Raw genomic sequence first — 19,681 nt, forward strand, 5'->3', positions numbered from 1 at the left:
CCCCTTTCCAGGAAACCTTTATCGTCGATGATAAGGTGATGAATGTCATTATTTTATATGCGGGTTATCATCTGGGGGAGATATTCCCGGTTGTACTTTTGGTTAAATAATTTTAATCAAAGTGTTATGAGAAAGATATTAAATCATTTTTTGCTCCCTGTCCGTTTTAAATATTTGTTTGTCTTCATCTGTGTTACAGCTTGTATTGAACTGCATGCACAGGGAGTGTATAGACTAAATGGATCGAAAGATAATAGTGTAAAAGTTTCTGGTAAATCAAATGTTCATGACTGGACAATGATAGCGAAAAATCCAGTGTGTGAAGCAAATTTTGGTGCTATTTCTCAGGAGAGTGGAGTACCTAAAAACCTGGGGTCGCTAAATTTCAGCCTGAAGTCTAAAAGTCTGAAGAGCGAAAGCGGTTCTATGAACAACCGTACCTATAAAGCCATCAAGGCTGATGATTATCCGGAAATTGACTTTAAACTTTCTGAAGCAACTATTACACCACTGCAGAAGAATAAATTTTCGGTCAATGCTATCGGAACATTAACGATTGCCGGGGTTTCCAGGATCATTACTTTACAAGTAAACGGGGAAGTTAATGCAGACAATGCCATTTTATGTACAGGCCAGAAAAAAATAAAGCTTACTGATTATGGCATTCAGCCGCCCAGCTTTATGCTCGGCGCAATGAAGGTAGGCAACGAGCTGACCATTTCATTTACCCTCAATTTTAAAAAATAACCTGTTATAATCTAAAATAAATTCAAAATCATGAAAATAAACAATACTCAACTGTTAGTTACCGGAACTGTATTAATGTGGATGTGCTTTATTCCCCTTATCGGTAAAGCCCAGTTTCAAAAAATTGACAATCTGAGGCCTTACGATAAAACCGGTATCAATGTATTTGAGGACCCAAAAGATACCATCACCACGTTTGATGGATTAAAATTAAAATTCGGGGCTGGCTTTACACAACAGTTTCAAAACCTGAAACATAAAAATCCGGGTGCTTTAAATAACAATATTGGGTCATTTAATCCCGCTGTAGCAGGTAACAGGTTAAAAGTAATTACTCCGGGATTCCAGACCGCTCAGGCCAATCTGTATATGGATGTCCAGCTGGCCGATGGGATCAGGTTAAATATCACCAGTTACCTTTCTACAAAACACCACAATGAGAATTGGGTGAAGGGTGGATACATTCAATTTGATAAGCTCCCATTCAAGGGGGAAATCTGGGAAGACATCATGGAAATCGCTACTATTAAAATAGGCCATTTTGAGGTAGATTATGGCGATCAGCACTTTCGTAGAAGCGATGGAGGTAATGCGATTTATAACCCTTTCATGGAAGGAAACATTGTTGATGAGTTTGCAACCGAGATCGGCGGACAGGTTATGTTAAGGAAAAATGGTTTTTTTGGTTTGATCGGTGTAACCAATGGTATGATCAAAGGAAATATAGACTCACTATATGCAGCTTCAAACTCTGACGGGGACTACCATAAAGCGCCTTCTATATTGCTAAAAGGTGGATTTGATAAACAGGTTATGCAAGATGTGCGCTTAAGGATAAGCGCTTCCTATTATGGAAATCAAAGCTCTGGCGGAAATACCATTTTTGGCGGAGACCGTTCTGGCTCTAATTATCAGTATATTATGGAATTGAATTCTGCTAATCCCAGCAGTACAACAGGAGCAGGAACTCCCCTGGCGTTCTCTGGCCGTTTCAATCCGGGCTTTACTAAGAAAGTAAATACCATTATGCTGAATGGTTTTTTAAAAGTTAAAGGCCTTGAATTGTTTGGAACCTATGAAACAGCTTCAGGAAGAACTGCCAAAGAAACAGACACCAGAAAAATGAAACAATTTGCTGCTGATGTCGTTTACCGGTTCGGAAAAACTGAAAACTTTTTTGTTGGTGCCAAATACAATACAGTTACCGCAGGTCTGGCCAATACTACAGCTATTTCCTATAATGAGGACGTTAAAGTTGAGCGAATTGCCGGAGCAGCAGGTTGGTTTTTAACTAAAAATATCCTTTTAAAAGGAGAATATGTAGTCCAAAAATACAAGGATTTTCCAACACAGGATTATCGTGCAGGAGGCAAATTTAACGGATATGTGATTGAGGCGGTAGTTGGATTTTAATATTTACAATTGATCAATCCTTCAAATATTAAATAAAACTGTGTGATATTTGAAGGATTAAGCCTTTAACAGGCCTCTGGTATTTTGTATATAATTGATTAAAAGCTATTTCAATGGAATTAGGAGATATACAAGGGTTAAGCGCAGAAGAAGTGATCACTGCCCGGAAGGTGCATGGAAATAATTCATTTAATCATAAAAAGCAGAATGGTTTTTTGAATGTTCTAAAAGGGGTATTGAAGGAACCAATGGTCATTTTGTTGCTTTTAGCATCTGCCATCTATTTTATTAATGGGAATGTCGGTGATGGGGTTTTTCTGGCGATTGCCATAGTTCTAATATCTGTAATTTCATTGTACCAGGATTCAAGAAGTCGGAATGCCTTAGCACAGCTCAAAAAATTAACAGAGCCTGATTGTAAAGTGATAAGAAATGGACAGGTCCGGGAAGTTAAAAGTGAAGATCTGGTGTTAGGGGATTGTCTGATGATTGAGGAAGGTACATTTATACCCGCAGATGGGATAATTGAGCAGTCTAATGACTTTTCTGTCAATGAATCAATTCTTACCGGTGAATCGATGCCGGTTTATAAGGACCATACCCAGTTAGATAATTGTGTGTACTCAGGTACCACTGTATCAGGTGGCCTGGCTATTGTCAGGGTAACTGCAATTGGAAATGAAACCAAATTGGGAAAAATCGGTGAAAGTCTTGAACAAATTAAGGAAGAGAAAACACCACTGGAAGTACAGATCAGCAATTTTGTAAAAAAAATGGTTCTTGCTGGCACTGTTGTTTTTGCTGTAGTCTGGGCAATAAATTTTTATAATTCCGGCAATGCAATTGATAGTTTGATGAAGGCACTAGCCATTGCTATGAGTGTGCTACCGGAAGAAATCCCGGTAGCTTTCAGCACTTTTATGGCGCTTGGTGCCTGGAGATTAATGAAAATGGGAATTGTAGTGAAACAGATGAAAACAGTGGAAACACTGGGCAGTGCTACTGTGATCTGTACAGATAAGACAGGAACTATAACAGAGAACAAGATGATCCTGGCAGGGCTTTATGCAAGCCGGGAGCAAAAGATAACCAGCCCGGAAGACGAACTTAGTTTAGAAGAAAAATGGCTGATTAGAACAGCGATGTGGGCGAGTGAACCGATTCCTTTTGATCCTATGGAGGTCGCCTTACATGATGCCTATGCAAAAACTTCAACGTTGGATGAAAGGCCTCAATTTAAAATGAGGCATGAGTATCCCTTAGGAGGAAAGCCTCCAATGATGACACATATTTTTCAAAATGATATTGGGGATAGAGTGGTGGCTGCAAAAGGAGCCCCCGAAGCCTTATTAAATGTTTCTGATTTAGATATTGACCAGAGGAGGGGAATTGAAGCAGCCATCAAAGCATTGGCAAATAATGGTTATCGGATTTTAGGCGTTGGGGAAGCAGTTTTTGCAGGCGATGATTTTCCGGAGAAACAACAGGACTTTAGCTTTAAATTTAAAGGACTGGTTGCTTTTTATGATCCACCCAAGAAAAACATTCAGTCCGTTTTTAATGATTTTTATGCTGCTGGAATTGATGTGAAGATTGTAACTGGTGATAATGCAGCTACAACCTGTGCAATTGCCCGTCAGGTAGGTTTTCGCGGGGCTGAAAATAGCATAAGTGGGGAAGAACTGATGGCACTGACAGCTAGTGAATTAAAACAGAGGGTTACAGATACTGCTATTTTTACAAGGATGTTTCCCGAAGCTAAACTTAAGATCATAAATGCACTAAAAGAAAACAATGAAATCGTAGCGATGACAGGAGATGGGGTAAATGATGGACCTGCACTTAAAGCTGCTCATATTGGGATAGCTATGGGAAAAAAAGGGACGGAAATTGCCAAACAGGCCGCATCACTAGTATTGGCAGATGATGACCTGGAAAAAATGGTTATTGCGGTTGGGATGGGCCGGCGGATTTATGCAAATCTCAAAAAAGCAATCCAATACATCATATCTATCCATATTCCTATTATCCTTACGGTGTTTGTTCCTTTAGCGCTAGGCTGGATTTATCCAAATATCTTTTCTCCTGTGCATATCATTTTTTTAGAACTCATCATGGGACCAACCTGTTCAATTATCTATGAAAATGAGCCGATGGAAAAAAATACAATGTTACAAAAGCCCAGGCCCTTTACCAGTACTTTTTTTAATAGTAAAGAATTAGTGACCAGTTTGATACAGGGGCTGATGATTGCAGTTGGAGCCTTATTTACCTATCAATATGCAGTTTACTTTGATTTGGGTGAAAATACAACGAGGACTATGGTTTTTACGGTGTTAATCTCAGCAAATATCTTTTTAACCTTAATCAATCGTTCCTTTTATTATAGCATCATAGCTACATTGAAATATAAAAATAATTTAGTTTTAGGAATTATTACGGTAACAATCGCTATTTGTGGTTTGTTGACCTACAATGAGTTCTTGTCAGGATTCTTTGAATTCCAGGCACTTACTTTAGCACAACTAGGGTTAAGTACAGGCATTGGATTCCTTAGTGTAATCTGGTTTGAGCTCATTAAGTGGTGGAAAAGGAAAAGCTATGTTGTTCTTACACCAAACAAATAACCAACAGCTGCTGTCATTAACATGGCAGCAGTTCCCCAAAAGCAAATCCTCAGCACAGCCTTCCCCAGGTTTGAGCCACCTGCCTTTGCCGCAATCATTGCTGATAGTGCTAAAAATATGATGGAAAAGCCAGACTGGTAAATAGCCATTAGTTTTATTGGTGCAAATATGGAAACTAGTAGGGGAAGCAGGCCACCTATAATGAACGAGGCTGCGGAGGCGAATGCAAGCTGATACCAGATTGATCTCATCGATCTTCAGCTTTCGACTTTGGTAATTGGTTGTGTCTGAGGGAGTAGTTTTAATCTTAATTTGTCCTTGCGCGCTTAAGACGCCAGCGAAGAGCATGAGTACATGCAGATAGATTTTTCTCATGATTTCAGTTAATTACAACCACATCCACCACCACCATTGGCACCAGATCCACCTTCCCGATACAACTGGAAGCTTTGCTCAAATATTCAGCCCCAAAACTTCAAGGTAAATTAGATCAATTAGGATTAAACTGACCCCGTTGTTTCGGTGAAAAAACTGTTTATAGATAGAGGATTGGATGGAAAAGGCAATGTTGTGCTAACCGTTTTTTTTAATTGATTCCAGGATGAACATAGTGGAATATTCCCTATTTTTATATTGAATTAATTAGTAGAAAAATGATGAAACAAGCATTAATTGGTGAATTCCTGCATGAAGCAGAAAACACAAGAAAGTTATTATCAATGATTCCGGACAGTGCATTAGAATACCGTCCGCAGCCACATCTTTGGTCAGTAGGTCAGCTAGCTTCGCATATTGCTGAAGTATACAACTGGTATGGACCTACATTTGACCAGGATGAATTTGATATGGGGTCTTATAAATATGACAAAGGTGATATTAGTAAAGCCTCTAACATCCTGGGAAAGTTTGAAGAAAATGTTGCGAATGCAAAGACTGTAATAGAAAACTCTGATGAATCACAGTATATGAATACCTGGACAATGTCTGCAGGAGGCAACCCAATGATGCCGTCATTGCCGAAGATTCAGGTGATCAGGGGATTTCTTTACAATCATTTGTATCATCATCGCGGAGAGCTGATCTCGCACCTTAGGGTAACAGGAAATAAAGTACCATCTATGTATGGCCCTAATTATGAGGAATCTCAACGTTCCTAAATCTTGTTAAACAAGGCTGATATTTACAATACAAAAGGTCCAAGCTTAAAGAGCTGTTTTTCAATTAGAATAACGGCTCTTTTTCTTATGACACCTGTCAAATATCCTTTCAGGCGCTATATCTGAAATCTTTAATACAGTGGCTGGCATTTCAAAATCTTTCCTGCTAAGGTTTTTCTTTGTGGATTAGATTGCCGTTGATCAGCGTTTCTATATTTAGGTTTGCTTTACTGAATCCTATGATTCAACAATCACTGGAATTAGATTTTTCTTTCTCATAAGTTTTAGAATAAGGATGAAAATAATTACAAATACCAACCCCGCTATTGCCTCTGCAGTAAGCATATACCGGCTGCCGAATTTATCATGGGTCCATCCATTAAAAGTATTCATATACACTACCGGTAAATTACCCAAAGAGGACAACAAGGAGTATTTAGTGGCTACCTGATTTTTACCAATTACAAAAAAAATAATGGCGGTGAAAGCTTTGTACATCAATCCTGTACAAAGCCCATAAGTGAGTACCAATCGGCATAATTATAAGTATCATTACAAATAAGGCTACTGGTAATTTTATCATGGATAAAATATCCTTACCCATTACTTTTATTTCCTGCACCATTGTTTTCTCTTTTAAATGCGGAATATCTTTGATTAGCAGCATAACCATTGCAAATAGTAGGGATGCTATACACAAAACGATACCCGTTAGCGGGAGATTGTAATGTGTTGCAAGCCACAGACCGGCACCTCCTCGCAGACCCGTAGCGGCAAGGTTACCGGCCTGATACCATCCTGAAGCTTCTCCTTTTTTATTTTCTCTAATTCGCTTTGCCATAAAGCCATTAATAGGCAATAAGGTAATGGTAGCGGCCACTTGAGATATAAAGACAATTACTGAAAGTAAAGCGGTTTCCTTTAGGGTAAAGGGAATAAAAACAGAGCAACAACAATGAAGCAACACAAGCCAATAAACTTATCCAATACCATTTATGTAAACTAAGTGATAAAACCACTATTGGCCCCCAAACGAAACGCCATAAGTTAGCCGAAAGCCCAGTGGCAACAATGCTTGCTGTGAGTGCTAGAGGAAAGCCGTTTTGCGTCAGTAAAAAAGGCAAGGCCACCGTTACAAACCCCTGACTGATACCCATAGGCATGATAAGGAAAAACATGTAGAACGGCTTTGTATATTGCTGATCCATTTTTATGTTCTGATAAAGCCAGTTTCTCTCATAATAACAACAGTTGTCATGTTCATGTGTCTGGTATTCTGTCTCTTAATAATCCATGTGACTATTGGTTTTCCCTTTTCGGACTCGAGTATTCTTGTGATATATAGGACCTTGATTACTATTTTATTTTTAGTGCTACTTTTCCTTTTGCAGGTCCAATTCTACATAGGATAGTGCTTCATTACCTCAATTAATTAGGATGATGTTTTATATTAATGATTGGGTTAAGTAATAATTATTTTTCTCCTTAAACAGTTTCTGCATTTTAAATAATATTGTTGAATTGAATGTGGATGAGCCTTTCAGAAAGGTAAATTGAGCCCCACAATAAAGTTTTCCTGCTATGTTTTGATTAGGTTTGCCTATCTTGATATATATTTTGGGCATGACTATGGAACCGCTAGAAAAACTAAGAACCATCCATTACTCGGGCATATTCCTGTCCTGTTTTTCTGATTACAGCGAAAAATGTATCCACGCTACACCGGAGCACGTGCTTTTGTATTTGTACGCTGGGGAACAAATTATAGAAGACAGAAATGAGAAGATTACAATACGGGCTGGAGAGTGCGCATTTATCAGACGGAGCCATAGATTGTTAATGTATAAGAACAGCAAGGCTGAAGAACTGTACAAGGGTATTTCCTTAACATTTAATCGCAGCCTCCTGCGCGAATTCTACAGCAGGATGAACAAAGCAGACATCCCAAAAAAAGTAACTATTACAGAAGAAAATGTGATTAAGATCGAACCAAGGGCTGATATCAACAGTCTGTTCCAATCACTGACCCCTTATTTTGATGATGGTGTGAAGCCAACCGAAGGTGTGGTAAAATTGAAATTGCAGGAAGGAATTTATGCGCTGCTGAATAGCGCTGATGTTTTCTTTCCGATACTGTTCGACTTTACCGAACCCTGGAAAATGGACATTTTGGAATTTCTTAATGAAAATTATATGGATGAGCTTTCTATGGAGCAGATTGCTGCCTATACAGGACGTAGTCTTGCCACGTTTAAAAGAGATTTTAAGAAGATCAGCAGTCTTAGTCCACAAAAATGGCTGATTAAAAAACGCCTGGAAGCAGCTTACGTTAAACTAAAGGAAGAAGGCAGAAAGGTGCAGGAGGTATATGTTGAAGTTGGTTTCAAAAACCCTTCACATTTTTCTACTGCATTTAAAAAACAGTACGGATTTCCGCCAACAGAGGTGTAAAATTCAGGAAGAATTGAGCTTCTCAGAAAGGTAAATTGAGCCCCACAGCAACGTCGCTGTGGGGCTTTCTGGTTAATTTTGTTTTATGGAAAATACGATAGGAGAAATTGTAATGGAACATAAGACATCAGATATATTTCAAAGGTTGAGGGCGGGCGAGCCTATACGCCTAAATGATCCGGAGTATTTTAAGATCAACGAGGTCGTTTGCAGGACGATGGAGCTATCCCAGCAACTGAATAGTGCGATTGATACCGTTCAGATGCGCCAATCCTTAAGTGAAATCATCGGCACAGCGATTGATAAGAGTACCACCATTTTTGCCCCTTTTTATACCAATTTTGGCAGGTTCACGAGAATCGGAAAGAATGTTTTTATTAACCATGCCTGCTCATTCCTTGATATGGGCGGTATCACGATAGAAGATGAGGTGCTGATTGGCCCGAGGGTAAATCTGGTCACAGAAAACCATCCTTTAGACCCGGCCGACAGGAGGGCACTAGTCACAAAACCAATCCTGATCAAAAGGAATGCATGGATCGGTTCGGGAGCCACAATATTGCCTGGTGTTACTATAGGTGAAAATGCGGTAGTTGCAGCGGGAGCAGTAGTTTCAAAAGATGTTCCAGATAATGTAGTTGTTGGTGGCATCCCGGCAAAAATCATTAAATCAATTCAGGCTTAAGTTTAAGGAAATCTAAAAGGTAAAAACATGAGAATTTCAAAGATTTTAATCGCCGGATCTGTTATGTTGTTTGGGCTGGCCTGTAAGGAAGTAAAACAAAAAGAGCAATCAGAAAAGACAAAAGAAATGGAACATCAGATAACTACACTACTTTTAAAATGAGTGATAATGTTGAGCTAAATAAAGTAACGTTCAATAACCAATATAAGATGGAAGTTAGCGGACATCTTTTCATTCCAAAGAACCTGGATAGGAAGGTTAAGCACGTATTATTCACGGTTAATTTTTGCACTGTATAGGGTAATCAGAATGGCCAAAAGAATGAAAATGGCACCTACCCATGGGGTTGCCCCAAGGCCTAGCGCTGAGGATACGATTAATCCACCTACATAGGCACCAATTGCAATTCCGATATTGAATGCTGCAATGTTGAATGCTGAGGCTACATCCTCTGTTCCGGGTAGTTGTTTTTCAGCGGTCTGTACCACTAGCAACTGCAGTCCCGGTACGCTGGCAAAGGAAAGGCCTCCCATGATAAATAAAGAAATGATCCCTAAAATGGTATGGTGGACCGTGAAGGTAAAGACCAATAAAACGATTCCCTGTAGCACAAACATCCATATTAATGCTTTTAGCGGGTTTTTATTGGAAACCTTTCCGCCTACAAGGTTACCAACCGCTATGGCAATACCATATAACAATAGAATGATGCTTACAGTGGATTCGGATATACCTGTTAATTCCTGAAGGATTGGGGACAAGTAAGTGAAAACTACAAATGTACCGCCATACCCCAAAGCTGTCATTAAATACACCAATAATAAGCGCTTATTGGTGATGACTTTTAACTGTGTTTTTAAATTGGCAGCTTTTTCATTTTTCAAGTTTGAGGGAACCAGGATCATGCTGGAAATCAAACCAACTACACCTAATAATGCGACCCCGATAAAGGTTGCCCTCCAACCAAAATGCTGACCGATGATAGTTCCCAGTGGAACTCCGGTAACTATGGCGACGGTAAGTCCGGCAAACATAATGGAGATCGCTGAAGCTCTTTTTTCTGCCGGAACAAGTGCTGCGGCAATTGTAGAGCCTATTGAAAAGAAAACCCCATGGGCAAATCCGGTGACGATCCTGGCGATCACGAGCGTATAAAATCCAGGGGCGATGGTGGCAAGTCCATTACCGATGATAAATAAGACCATAAGTAAGATCAATAGTTTTTTACGTGGCACACTGCTGGTCAGGGCAGTTAAAATTGGCGCGCCAATGGCGACCCCGATTGCGTATAAGCTCACCAACAGACCTGCCGAAGGAATGGTGATGCTTAGGTCTTTTGCCACCGTAGGTAATAAACCTACAATTACAAATTCTGTTGTTCCAATGGCGAAAGCACTAATGGTTAGTGCCCAAAGCGCGGCTGGTAAACCTTGCTTTTTTTCAATACCAACGGACTGATTTTCAGTGGCCGTTAAGGATTTGATTACTGTATTCATGTTTTTTTTAGTTAAGATTCGTTTGTTTAACTTTTTCTATAGGACAAAATTCCTTATAAAACAGTTATCATCAAAATAATATAATTAATAGATATCTATAATAATAATGATAGATAGGGGGGCCTCAGATCGTATTTAAGAACTTGAAATTCAGCAGGGGGATGTGGTGGTGGTTTAATTCAGCTGGGATGTACAGCTTATATGCTGCGTTTTGTGCTATAAATGTGTAATGTGTTTCATGTTATAAGGCGGAATTTCTTCCTGGCCGCGTTGAGAAAATCATTTTCGCCTGTTCCTCGGCACTAACCCTGATGTACATCATTCATCTTATATTAATTGATTTTGGATGGGGTAAAAAATATTTGTTTTTCTCACAGTAACTTATATATATTTACATATGTAATACATATGTACTACATATATGCAAATCAATCAAATGATATGAATAAGGAAGATTTATTTAAAGGTCTGTGGCCAGCGTTAATTACCCCCGTTGGTACTAATGAGAAACCTGAATTAAAAGAACTACAAAAGTTGTGCGAAGTCCTGGTGAAACAAGGCGTAGACGGCTTGTATGTCTTAGGATCAACGGGGCAAGGAGTGCTGTTCGGGGAAGAGGATCGAAAAGAAGTGTTGGAAGTTGTTTTAGAATGTGTTGGGGGAAGAGTGCCGGTAATGGCGCAACTTGGGTGTCTAACGACCAAGGAGTCAGTGAGATTGGCTGAGCATGCAGCGCTATCAGGTGTAGCGGCAGTTTCATCAGTCGGCCCGATTTATTTCGCTGGAGGTCAGCAAATGGCAATTCATCATTATACAGAAATTGCAAAAGCTGCACAATTGCCATTTTTTCCTTACCAACTGGGTGTTATACCAGGCAATTTTGAGGAATTTATTCAAGCTATTCTAAAGGTTCCTTTTATCGAGGGTATGAAATTGACGACAGGAAATTTACTGGAAATCAGTCGTGTACATAATATAGCCAAAGATCAGCTAAAGTTATTTAGTGGAGCAGACGAATTATTTTGCCAGGCTTCACTTTCAGGTACTGTTGGTGCTATTGGTACTTTTTATAACCTATGGGGACAGGAGTGTAAATATGTATTACATGAGTTTCAAAAGGGTAATTTTCAGTTGGCAAGTAGGTTTATGTTGAAGTTTCAGGAAATTATTGAATTGGTGTTGCCAAATATCTGGACTTTTCTCAAAGAAGCCATGCTAGTTAAGCACCAGGTTAATATAGGAAATACAATATCTCCTTTAGGTCGTGGTCAAACAGATTGGACCGAAAGCCAGGTTGCCGCTATTCTAGCTTCATTAGAGCAGACTTTGCAGGATTAACAACGTTACATCAGCAATTAACCAAATATAAACCAAAAAGTTACTAACCATAACAATTATGAAATTCAATGAAAATTTTTATAAAGTATTATTAACCTTTTCAATGCTTCTTTTTGCCAGCTTTTCCTTTTCCCAGGTAAAATTAAAAGGGAAAGTTACTGATGAACAAAAAATAGGTATTCCTGGAGTTATTGTTAAAGAAAAAGGGACAACAAATTTGACTTCCACGGATACCAATGGGAATTTCAGTATAGAGGTTCTTTCTGATCAAAGTAGGCTGACTTTTAATTACATAGGAAAAAAGATACAGGAGTTAGTTGTGGGTAACCAAAGGGTTTTTAATGTTACTCTTGAAGAGGAAAGCAGGACAATGGAAGAAGTCCTTGTGATTGGATATGGAACACAATCCAGGGAAAAGCTCAGTACATCAGTTTCCAAATTGGATATGAAAGTATTAGAGAATGTACCACTTGCCAATGTGGCTTCTGCCCTGCAGGGGACATTACCAGGGGTTCGTGTGCAAAGCACCTCTGGTCAGCCAGGAGCCGCACCACGGGTGATTATTAGAGGAGGAACTTCTATTAACAATCCAAATGGTGCTGCGCCTTTATACATCGTAGATGGTATTATACGCAGTGATATTAATAACCTTAATTCCAATGATATTGAGTCCTTACAAGTTTTAAAAGATGCCGCTTCGACTGCTATTTATGGGTCAAGGGGAGCGAATGGGGTTGTTTTGGTGACTACAAAATCAGGAAAAGCAGGTGCTGTTCAGATCAATTATGGATATGATTTAGGGATCTCTACTTTACAAAAGAAATATAGCATGCTGAATGCCAGAGATTTCATTTACTATCAGCGAATGGGGATTGCAGCACGTGCTGATCAGGACCCAAGTCAGCTGGTAAAACTAGGGCTCGCAACCAGCGGAGGCGCTGGGAATGATTTAACAAATAAAACAGCTTACACTACCCAATACCTAACTTCTGCAAATAGCTATAAATTAAATGAAGGCTGGGAAAGTATGGTCGATCCTACAGATCCCACCAGAACGATAATTTTCAAAAATACCGATTTTCAGGATGTGTTGTTCAGTACCGGAAAGACCAACAACCATAACCTTTCCGTATCGGGAGGAAGCGAAAAGGCAAAATTCAATTTAGGTTTGGGTTATCTGGATAATGAAGGAATTGCGATTTCTACAGATTATAAGCGTTTGACTTTAAATATGAATGGTGAGTTGCAGGCCACCGACAATCTTAGTGTTTTTGGGCGTGTTTTGTATTCTAACATGCGTAATACACAAGTATTCGGAAAAGAAAGTGATATGTTCGGTAGATCTTTAGCTTTGGCGCCAACTGCAAAATTCACTTATGAAGATGGTAGTTTAGCCCCTGGTTTGGGAGCAACAATCGGTAATCCGCTCTATTATGAGTCAACAATTGACGCTAAGAACAGTACCGATAACCTAACCCTTTCTGTTGGCGGAAAGTGGAATATCACCAAAGATTTAAACTTTGCACCACAAGTATCCATTTATCAGGTGACAGATGACAGTCGTTCGTTTCAAGGCGCTTATTATAACGGGCCAGCCAGTTATATCGATTCGAGAGTTGCGAGTGGAGGATATAACAAAACGCTTCAACATCAGGCGGAAGGTGTATTTTCTTACAATAAAACATTTTTGGAAAAGCACGAGTTAGAGACAAAATTGGGCTTTTCTTACTTTCAGACAGAGAAAACCAGTCTTTTAGCCTCAGGAAGAGGTGCAGCTTCTGATCTAATACCAACATTAAATGGGTCGGCGGTGCCAGTGTCGGTCAGCGGTTTGGAAAGTCAGCTTCGGATTATGGGGTATTTTTCTAGAATAAATTACAACTATTTAGAAAAATATCTGCTTTCCTTTAATCTTCGCTACGATGGGGCTTCGAATTTAGGAGATAAAAAGTGGGGCTTTTTTCCGGGTATTTCCGCAGGTTGGAATGTGCATAAGGAAGCTTTCTGGAGCGGTATTTCAGATAAAATATCACAATTTAAGCTTAGAGCGAGTTATGGTGTGAATGGAAATATAGGCCAGTTAGGTTATTACGATGCGCAAGGACAATATAGCGTAGGCGCGCAGTATAACGGTGCTGCAGCAGTACAGAATACAGCTTTATCAAACCCCGCGCTAACCTGGGAGCAATCTAAAACTTTAAACTTTGGTACGGATTTAGGTTTCTTTAACGGTAGGGTAAACCTGATGCTGGATGTATATCGTCGTGTAACTGATAATCTGCTGACCAATATGTCACTGCCGCATTCCACTGGTTTTGCGAGTATCCTGACCAATCTGGGTAGTTTAGAAAATAAGGGGATAGAATTGGAGCTGTCAGGGCATGTGTTTCCTCAAAGCTCAGCTTTTGGATGGAATATCTCATTAAACGCTGCAAAAGTCAAAAACAAAATTTTAGAATTGCCAAACAATGGGATCCCATTAAATCGGATTGGTGGCGATTATGTTTACAACCCTAAAATCGGCGATTATGCCTGGATGGGGGGATTACAGGAAGGCGGAAAACCTGGAGATATTTATGCCTATAAACAAATAGGGATTTATGCTACCGATGAAGAAGCTGCTAAAGGGCCAAAAGACACGATGGTTCCTCTAGCTGATAAGACTAAATATGGTGGGGATGTAAATTGGGAAGATGTGGACGGAAATGGTTTGATTGATTCTCGTGACCGTGTTTATGTAGGTAATATTTATCCGGAATGGACCGGTGGTTTTACCAATACTTTTAATTATAAAAATTTCGGCCTGTTAGTGCGTTTCGACTATACGGCAGGCCATGTCATCTACAATTACACAGAAGCAGCTAGCATAGGGCAATTCCAGGGCGAAAACGGCCTTTCTTCTACTGTTCTGCGCTCGTGGCAAAAACAAGGTGATATCACTGATATTCCAAGATTTTACTGGGCCGACCAGCAGGCAAGGAGCAACATATTCAGAGGGAATTCACATTACTATGAAAAAGGTGATTATTTGGCATTGAGAGAAGTGACACTAAGTTATGTGCTGCCTCAGGCGATATTAAATAAGTTGAAAATCGGTCAGTTGAGACTGAACCTTTCGGGAAGTAACCTGCATTATTTCACAAATTATGTAGGGCAGAATCCTGAAGACGGTGGTACGGATAATGGTCGTTATCCAGTGCCAAGAACAATTGTATTAGGTGCAAATTTGACATTTTAGGTAAATGAAGATTATGAAAAAAGTAAATACATTTTTTACGTTGGCGGTAATTGCAATAGCTGGCTTTACTTCTTGTACGAAAACACTAGAACTGGATCCAATCAGTCAGATCTCCAATCAATCCTTCTGGAAAACGGAAAATGATGCAACTGGAGCATTAAATGGTATGTATGTTAAATTGCGCACACAAGCCGCTGGTAATTTGTTTGCCTGGGGTGAAGCGCGCTCAGAGGTGATGGATCGTAGTTTAGGTGGCACGGCAGGCTTACAAGTTTTTTTTCTTAATGAATTGAATCGGTCGAATGTGGGCGTGTCGGCAGCTAATAATACCATAAATTCTACCTGGCAAGGAATGTATGCAGCTGTTCATGCTGCAAATTTATTGCTTAAAAAAACGCCACAAATTTCTTTCTCTTCTGAGAACAATAAGCATCAGATCTTGGCAGAAGCTTATGCCATGCGTGCCTATGCTTATTTTGTGATGTCCAGGACCTGGGGCGACTTGCCGCTGGTTCTTGAGCCTACAGAAGGCAGTAACCCTGACGTTATTATGAAGGAAAGGTCTTCTAAAGCTGTAATAATGACGCAGATTAAAGCAGATATTGAGATGGCGCTAGGATTGTTCCCGGACAATGCTTTTAAAAATGGAAGGAATATGTGGTCAAGACCAGCTGTCAATGCTTTGAAAGCAGAGGTATACCTCTGGACTGGTAAGATGATGCAAGGCGGGCAGGATGATTTCCGTATGGCATTAAAAGCTGTAGAGGAGGTTGAAAAGAGCGATATTGTCCTGTTAGATAAATACGAGTCTGTTTTTGATTACACAAATAAAGGCAATAAAGAGATTTTGATGGCGGTACGCTTCCAGGATATTGAATCAAGCGATAACGTGTTTATGAATATGTATATCGATAATTCTTATATGAATAAAAATACAGATCAAACCACTAAAGATCTGATTGGTGTACTTGGCGGTCTACCAGCCTTTACCGTTAGTAAGCTGGTTCGGGATCAGTTTTCTCTTGATGATCAACGTCGTAATGCTACCTTCATTGAGATTTATGCACCAGTAAATGGTGTGAATACTTTCTACGGTTCAGTGGTTTCTAAGTTTAGTGGAACTGTGATTGGTGGTGCCAGAAAGTTTTATGACGACATTGTTTTGTTTAGGTATGCTGATGTTTTGCTGATGAAAGCTGAAGCTCAAAATGCTTTAAGTTTAGATCCCACTGCTGCGATCAACGCGGTTCGTAAGCGGGCCTACGGTGTTAATTTTCCAGCTCACACCTATGTGAATCAGTCTGTTGTGGAGAATGATAAAGCCATTTTAAAGGAACGATTATTGGAGTTGACGGTAGAAGGAAAGCGCTGGTGGGATTTAGTGCGCTTTAGTAAAGCGTTCGAACTGGTTCCGTCTTTAGCGAGCAAGCCAGTTGATAACAACCTTTTGCTATTTCCGATAGCTGAAACTACACTCAGTCTTGAACCAAAAGTTAAACAGAATTTAGGGTATAATTAATCTAAGTTATGAAATAAAAAAGAGCCTGGTTAAATCCACACTGCCCCCAAAAGCTGAGCGCTATTTGGGGGCAGTAATATCTTTATTTTATTTGTTCAAAATATTGTATCAAATGTTTGTGCATGTTCATTCTAAATTCTTCTGCTGTACCATTTTCTAGAATTTTCAACAAAACACGGTGTGAGATGTAGTCCTCGTTTTCTTCTTGACTCCTGATATGTAAGTCATGATTCATGTAGTCAAATATCGGCATCAGAATTTTCTGAAAACGTTCAATTGTATGGTTGCCTGAAATCTGGTAAAGTGTAGAATGAAACTCAATATCCAATTTGAGCTTTTCAGATTTGCTCTTTGCAGCTTCTTCTTTTTCAATAATATTTTCCAGTTTTTTCAGGTCATCATTGGTCTTCCTGATGAATAACAAATCAACAATGCCCATTTCAATAACCAGACGGAGTTCAAAGAAATCCTGCATGGTTTCTTTAGTTAACAAAATCGGGTTAAGTATCCGGTTCATGTTTTGAAAAAAATCAGGTTGGGTAATAGACATTCCCCGATTTTTTTTGGATTCTATAATGCCCAAAGTTTTAAATCTTGTCAATGCTTCACGCATGGCTGTACGGCTTACACCCATGGCTTCCGCTAGTTCAACTTCTTTGGGAATTGAATCACCAGGCACAAAATTCTCGTTGCGAAAATATTCATAAAGATTAATTTCAATACGATCAACCTGAGACATGTTTTCTATTGGCTTTATTCCTTGAAGCTGTAGTTTTTTCATAGTCTACAAATATAAGTAATACTTATTTATTGGAAAAGAAATTATTTGGGTTATGTAGCTGTGTTTAACAGTTATTTTTTTAAAGTTTGAAATTATTTAAAAATAATATTTAGCTTTATATCTATATATGTCGTACATATGTATATGTTCTGTTATTTTAAACTTTTAGAATTATGATGAAGACAAAATGTGTTTTTTGCTTTTTCCTGGCCCTTATGGGATTACAACTGTGTCATGTATTCCAGGTTGCTGCTCAGTTGGTACCGGCAATGAAGAGTAATGTCGTACTTGAAATTAAACCGGGAGCTGGTAATCCCAGAAACAGTGAGGGGTCATTTATAACCTTGAAAAATGGCAACATTTTATTCGTTTATTCCAGGTATACTTCCGGGACTGGAGATGATCATGATCCAGCTTTTCTGGCGAGTAGATTTTCATCAGATGGCGGACACAGTTGGACAGATGAAGATGATGTTGTATTGAATAATGAGGGCGGTCTGAATGTAATGTCTGTATCGCTGCTGCGCTTAAAAAACGGGGAAATCGCCATGTTTTATTTGAAAAAAAACACGACAAAGGATTGCATCCCATATTTGCGGTTTTCAAAAGATGAAGCGAAGACCTGGTCTGAGCCCATCGCTTGTATAACGGATCAAACTGGCTACTTTGTTTTGAATAACGACCGGGTTATACAACTGAATAGCGGTAGACTGTTATTCGCTGTTGCCTTACATCAGCATCTCAATGCATACATGGGAGGGTCAGGAAATTTGTTTAGTTATTATTCGGATGATAATGGCAGAACATGGAAGAGCGGACAAGAAGTAAAGGGACCGAAAGATAGGTTAACACAAGAGCCCGGAGTAGTGGAATTGAAAAACGGGGATGTCATGATGTTTATTCGGGCGACTGGTGGCTCGCAATTGGTGTCCTATTCGAAAGATCATGGAGAAACCTGGACTAATGCCCTTCCTTATAACCTTAAGTCGCCTTTATCTCCGGCTAGTATTGAGCGCATTCCAGGCACTGGCGATCTTTTTGCCATTTGGAATAATATTGATGGTTCTGATCCTAAAGCGAAAGATCAAAGGACTCCCTTAACCATTGCAATTTCTAAAGATGATGGTAAAAGTTGGGAACACGTTAAGAATATAGAAACAGATCCGGATGGATGGTATTGTTATATGGCAATCCATTTTGATCAAAATAATGTGCTGTTAAGTTATTGTGCAGGAAGCCAAAAACAAAAAACACATCTTTCTGTGACAGATATTGCTTTGCTGGATCTTAAAACTATTTACAGGAATTATTAAGGACTCGTATTATAATTAATATATGGAAATGTGTGAAATAGATATTCAATCAGATCAGGAGGGGCCTAAATTACTGATCCTTGCAGGGGTCCATGGTGATGAATACGAACCAATATTGGCTGCAATTGAACTTTCAGTTATTTTAAAAGATAAATTAAAAAAGGGAACTGTGCAGATCGTCCCAGTGGTGAATAAGTCGGCCTATTATGCAGGAACACGCTGCGGAACTGATGGATTGGATCTGGCCAGAAGCTGTCCTGGAAATTTATCAGGTTCATCTACGATGCAGGATGCGGCCAATGTTTCGAAGCTGATTTTGGAATGTGACTATTTGATTGATTTGCATACCGGGGGACAACTGTTTGATTTATTTCCCTTAGCTGGATATATGCTTCATCCGAATCAACCGGTGTTAGATGAGCAGCGAAAAATGGCAAAAGCTTTTGGGTTACCCTTGGTTTGGGGTACAGATCCTTTGCCTGAGGGGCGTACATTGTCGATAGCCAGAGATGCGAATATCCCGGCGATTTATGTTGAATATGCTGGGCCGGGACCGGTTAAAGAGAACGTGGTAAATTCATATATCAATGGCTGTTTAAATGTTTTAGCGCTTTTTGATATGCTAACGGATCACAGATCGGAAGTCAATGATATACAGTATACAGTTGAAGATTATGAACCTGACAGCGGTTTTCTGCAGCAAAAAATGCTTTCGCCAACAGATGGCATTTTTGTGCCAAAGGTTTTGCCGGGTGAAATCGTGAAAAGGGGCCAGCTGTGGGGGCTTATCTATGCTTTGCCACTTTACGAAATTCATCAGGTATATGCTGATGCAGATGGATTGGTCCTTTTTATAAGGAGCCAGCCAAGGGTAAATAAAGAGGAGTCGTTAGGCGGTATTTTATCAGTTTAGAAT

The 19,681-nt window shown here is 39.5% G+C and carries 16 protein-coding genes; 11 read left to right on the plus strand and 5 right to left on the minus strand.

What is annotated here, in order from left to right:
* The first annotated feature begins 126 nt into the window (after positions 1–126).
* From OQX61_RS13700 to OQX61_RS13710, 3 genes are all read left to right on the plus strand, one after another.
* Complete coding sequence (locus OQX61_RS13700; RefSeq protein ID WP_265842291.1) at positions 127–747, plus strand: YceI family protein; 621 nt, start codon at positions 127–129, stop codon at positions 745–747.
* A gap of 30 nt (positions 748–777) precedes the next feature.
* Complete coding sequence (locus OQX61_RS13705) at positions 778–2,160, plus strand: hypothetical protein (protein WP_265842292.1); 1,383 nt, start codon at positions 778–780, stop codon at positions 2,158–2,160.
* Positions 2,161–2,273: 113 nt separating this feature from the next.
* A complete protein-coding gene (locus OQX61_RS13710) occupies positions 2,274–4,787 on the plus strand; it encodes a cation-translocating P-type ATPase (RefSeq protein ID WP_265842293.1) in 2,514 nt (837 codons plus the stop codon).
* Here OQX61_RS13710 and OQX61_RS13715 read toward each other — a convergent pair.
* The gene (locus tag OQX61_RS13715; protein ID WP_265842294.1) at positions 4,760–5,038 is read right to left on the minus strand and encodes a VIT1/CCC1 transporter family protein; all 279 of its coding nucleotides are present in this window, start codon (positions 5,036–5,038) and stop codon (positions 4,760–4,762) included. The two genes, OQX61_RS13710 and OQX61_RS13715, sit on opposite strands and share 28 nt — an antisense overlap.
* Before the next feature lie 402 nt (positions 5,039–5,440).
* Between OQX61_RS13715 and OQX61_RS13720 the strand changes: the two genes are divergently transcribed.
* On the plus strand, positions 5,441–5,944 hold the full coding sequence (locus OQX61_RS13720; RefSeq protein WP_265842295.1) for a DinB family protein: 504 nt from the start codon (positions 5,441–5,443) through the stop codon (positions 5,942–5,944).
* Positions 5,945–6,398: 454 nt separating this feature from the next.
* Here the strand turns inward: OQX61_RS13720 and OQX61_RS13725 are convergent, their stop codons facing one another.
* Positions 6,399–6,785: a hypothetical protein gene (locus tag OQX61_RS13725; RefSeq protein WP_265842296.1), complete on the minus strand. Its 387-nt coding sequence runs from the start codon at positions 6,783–6,785 to the stop codon at positions 6,399–6,401.
* Positions 6,786–6,792: 7 nt separating this feature from the next.
* Positions 6,793–7,152 carry a hypothetical protein gene (locus tag OQX61_RS13730; protein ID WP_265842297.1) on the minus strand — a complete coding sequence of 120 codons (360 nt, stop codon included), beginning with the start codon at positions 7,150–7,152 and terminating at the stop codon, positions 6,793–6,795.
* A gap of 718 nt (positions 7,153–7,870) precedes the next feature.
* Here OQX61_RS13730 and OQX61_RS13735 point away from each other — a divergent pair.
* Both OQX61_RS13735 and OQX61_RS13740 read left to right on the plus strand, forming a co-directional pair.
* On the plus strand, positions 7,871–8,395 hold the full coding sequence (locus OQX61_RS13735; RefSeq protein ID WP_265842298.1) for an AraC family transcriptional regulator: 525 nt from the start codon (positions 7,871–7,873) through the stop codon (positions 8,393–8,395).
* Positions 8,396–8,480: 85 nt separating this feature from the next.
* The gene (locus tag OQX61_RS13740; protein WP_265842299.1) at positions 8,481–9,080 is read left to right on the plus strand and encodes a DapH/DapD/GlmU-related protein; all 600 of its coding nucleotides are present in this window, start codon (positions 8,481–8,483) and stop codon (positions 9,078–9,080) included.
* A gap of 269 nt (positions 9,081–9,349) precedes the next feature.
* Here the strand turns inward: OQX61_RS13740 and OQX61_RS13745 are convergent, their stop codons facing one another.
* On the minus strand, positions 9,350–10,576 hold the full coding sequence (locus OQX61_RS13745) for an MFS transporter (RefSeq protein WP_265842300.1): 1,227 nt from the start codon (positions 10,574–10,576) through the stop codon (positions 9,350–9,352).
* A 441-nt stretch (positions 10,577–11,017) separates the two neighbouring features.
* Between OQX61_RS13745 and OQX61_RS13750 the strand changes: the two genes are divergently transcribed.
* The 3 genes from OQX61_RS13750 to OQX61_RS13760 are packed head-to-tail and all read left to right on the plus strand — an operon-like array spanning position 11,018 to position 16,671.
* Entirely contained in the window at positions 11,018–11,914 is an 897-nt protein-coding gene (locus OQX61_RS13750; RefSeq protein WP_265842301.1) for a dihydrodipicolinate synthase family protein, read from the plus strand.
* A gap of 58 nt (positions 11,915–11,972) precedes the next feature.
* On the plus strand, positions 11,973–15,152 hold the full coding sequence (locus OQX61_RS13755; protein ID WP_265842302.1) for a TonB-dependent receptor: 3,180 nt from the start codon (positions 11,973–11,975) through the stop codon (positions 15,150–15,152).
* 13 nt (positions 15,153–15,165) lie between these two features.
* Positions 15,166–16,671: a RagB/SusD family nutrient uptake outer membrane protein gene (locus OQX61_RS13760; RefSeq protein ID WP_265842303.1), complete on the plus strand. Its 1,506-nt coding sequence runs from the start codon at positions 15,166–15,168 to the stop codon at positions 16,669–16,671.
* 82 nt (positions 16,672–16,753) lie between these two features.
* Here OQX61_RS13760 and OQX61_RS13765 read toward each other — a convergent pair whose 3' ends face one another.
* Complete coding sequence (locus tag OQX61_RS13765) at positions 16,754–17,452, minus strand: FCD domain-containing protein (RefSeq protein ID WP_265842306.1); 699 nt, start codon at positions 17,450–17,452, stop codon at positions 16,754–16,756.
* A 173-nt stretch (positions 17,453–17,625) separates the two neighbouring features.
* On the opposite strand from OQX61_RS13765, the gene OQX61_RS13770 reads away from it, so the two are divergent.
* Positions 17,626–18,765, plus strand: a complete 1,140-nt coding sequence (locus OQX61_RS13770) for a sialidase family protein (protein WP_265842308.1) — start codon at positions 17,626–17,628, stop codon at positions 18,763–18,765.
* 22 nt (positions 18,766–18,787) lie between these two features.
* Positions 18,788–19,678: a succinylglutamate desuccinylase/aspartoacylase family protein gene (locus OQX61_RS13775; protein ID WP_265842309.1), complete on the plus strand. Its 891-nt coding sequence runs from the start codon at positions 18,788–18,790 to the stop codon at positions 19,676–19,678.
* Positions 19,679–19,681 lie beyond the last annotated feature (3 nt).

Origin of the sequence: Pedobacter sp. PLR, from assembly GCF_026239675.1 — a bacterium.
In the GTDB taxonomy this organism is placed as follows: Bacteria; Bacteroidota; Bacteroidia; order Sphingobacteriales; family Sphingobacteriaceae; genus Pedobacter.

What these genes read in the sequence shown, in the direction of transcription:
- OQX61_RS13700 (WP_265842291.1), top strand. Translation starts at nt 127, where the DNA reads ATGAGAAAGATATTAAATCATTTTTTGCTCCCTGTCCGTTTTAAATAT.
- OQX61_RS13705 (WP_265842292.1), top strand. Translation starts at nt 778, where the DNA reads ATGAAAATAAACAATACTCAACTGTTAGTTACCGGAACTGTATTAATG.
- OQX61_RS13710 (WP_265842293.1), top strand. Translation starts at nt 2,274, where the DNA reads ATGGAATTAGGAGATATACAAGGGTTAAGCGCAGAAGAAGTGATCACT.
- OQX61_RS13715 (WP_265842294.1), bottom strand. Translation starts at nt 5,038, where the DNA reads ATGAGATCAATCTGGTATCAGCTTGCATTCGCCTCCGCAGCCTCGTTC.
- OQX61_RS13720 (WP_265842295.1), top strand. Translation starts at nt 5,441, where the DNA reads ATGATGAAACAAGCATTAATTGGTGAATTCCTGCATGAAGCAGAAAAC.
- OQX61_RS13725 (WP_265842296.1), bottom strand. Translation starts at nt 6,785, where the DNA reads ATGGCAAAGCGAATTAGAGAAAATAAAAAAGGAGAAGCTTCAGGATGG.
- OQX61_RS13730 (WP_265842297.1), bottom strand. Translation starts at nt 7,152, where the DNA reads ATGGATCAGCAATATACAAAGCCGTTCTACATGTTTTTCCTTATCATG.
- OQX61_RS13735 (WP_265842298.1), top strand. Translation starts at nt 7,871, where the DNA reads ATGAACAAAGCAGACATCCCAAAAAAAGTAACTATTACAGAAGAAAAT.
- OQX61_RS13740 (WP_265842299.1), top strand. Translation starts at nt 8,481, where the DNA reads ATGGAAAATACGATAGGAGAAATTGTAATGGAACATAAGACATCAGAT.
- OQX61_RS13745 (WP_265842300.1), bottom strand. Translation starts at nt 10,576, where the DNA reads ATGAATACAGTAATCAAATCCTTAACGGCCACTGAAAATCAGTCCGTT.
- OQX61_RS13750 (WP_265842301.1), top strand. Translation starts at nt 11,018, where the DNA reads ATGAATAAGGAAGATTTATTTAAAGGTCTGTGGCCAGCGTTAATTACC.
- OQX61_RS13755 (WP_265842302.1), top strand. Translation starts at nt 11,973, where the DNA reads ATGAAATTCAATGAAAATTTTTATAAAGTATTATTAACCTTTTCAATG.
- OQX61_RS13760 (WP_265842303.1), top strand. Translation starts at nt 15,166, where the DNA reads ATGAAAAAAGTAAATACATTTTTTACGTTGGCGGTAATTGCAATAGCT.
- OQX61_RS13765 (WP_265842306.1), bottom strand. Translation starts at nt 17,452, where the DNA reads ATGAAAAAACTACAGCTTCAAGGAATAAAGCCAATAGAAAACATGTCT.
- OQX61_RS13770 (WP_265842308.1), top strand. Translation starts at nt 17,626, where the DNA reads ATGATGAAGACAAAATGTGTTTTTTGCTTTTTCCTGGCCCTTATGGGA.
- OQX61_RS13775 (WP_265842309.1), top strand. Translation starts at nt 18,788, where the DNA reads ATGGAAATGTGTGAAATAGATATTCAATCAGATCAGGAGGGGCCTAAA.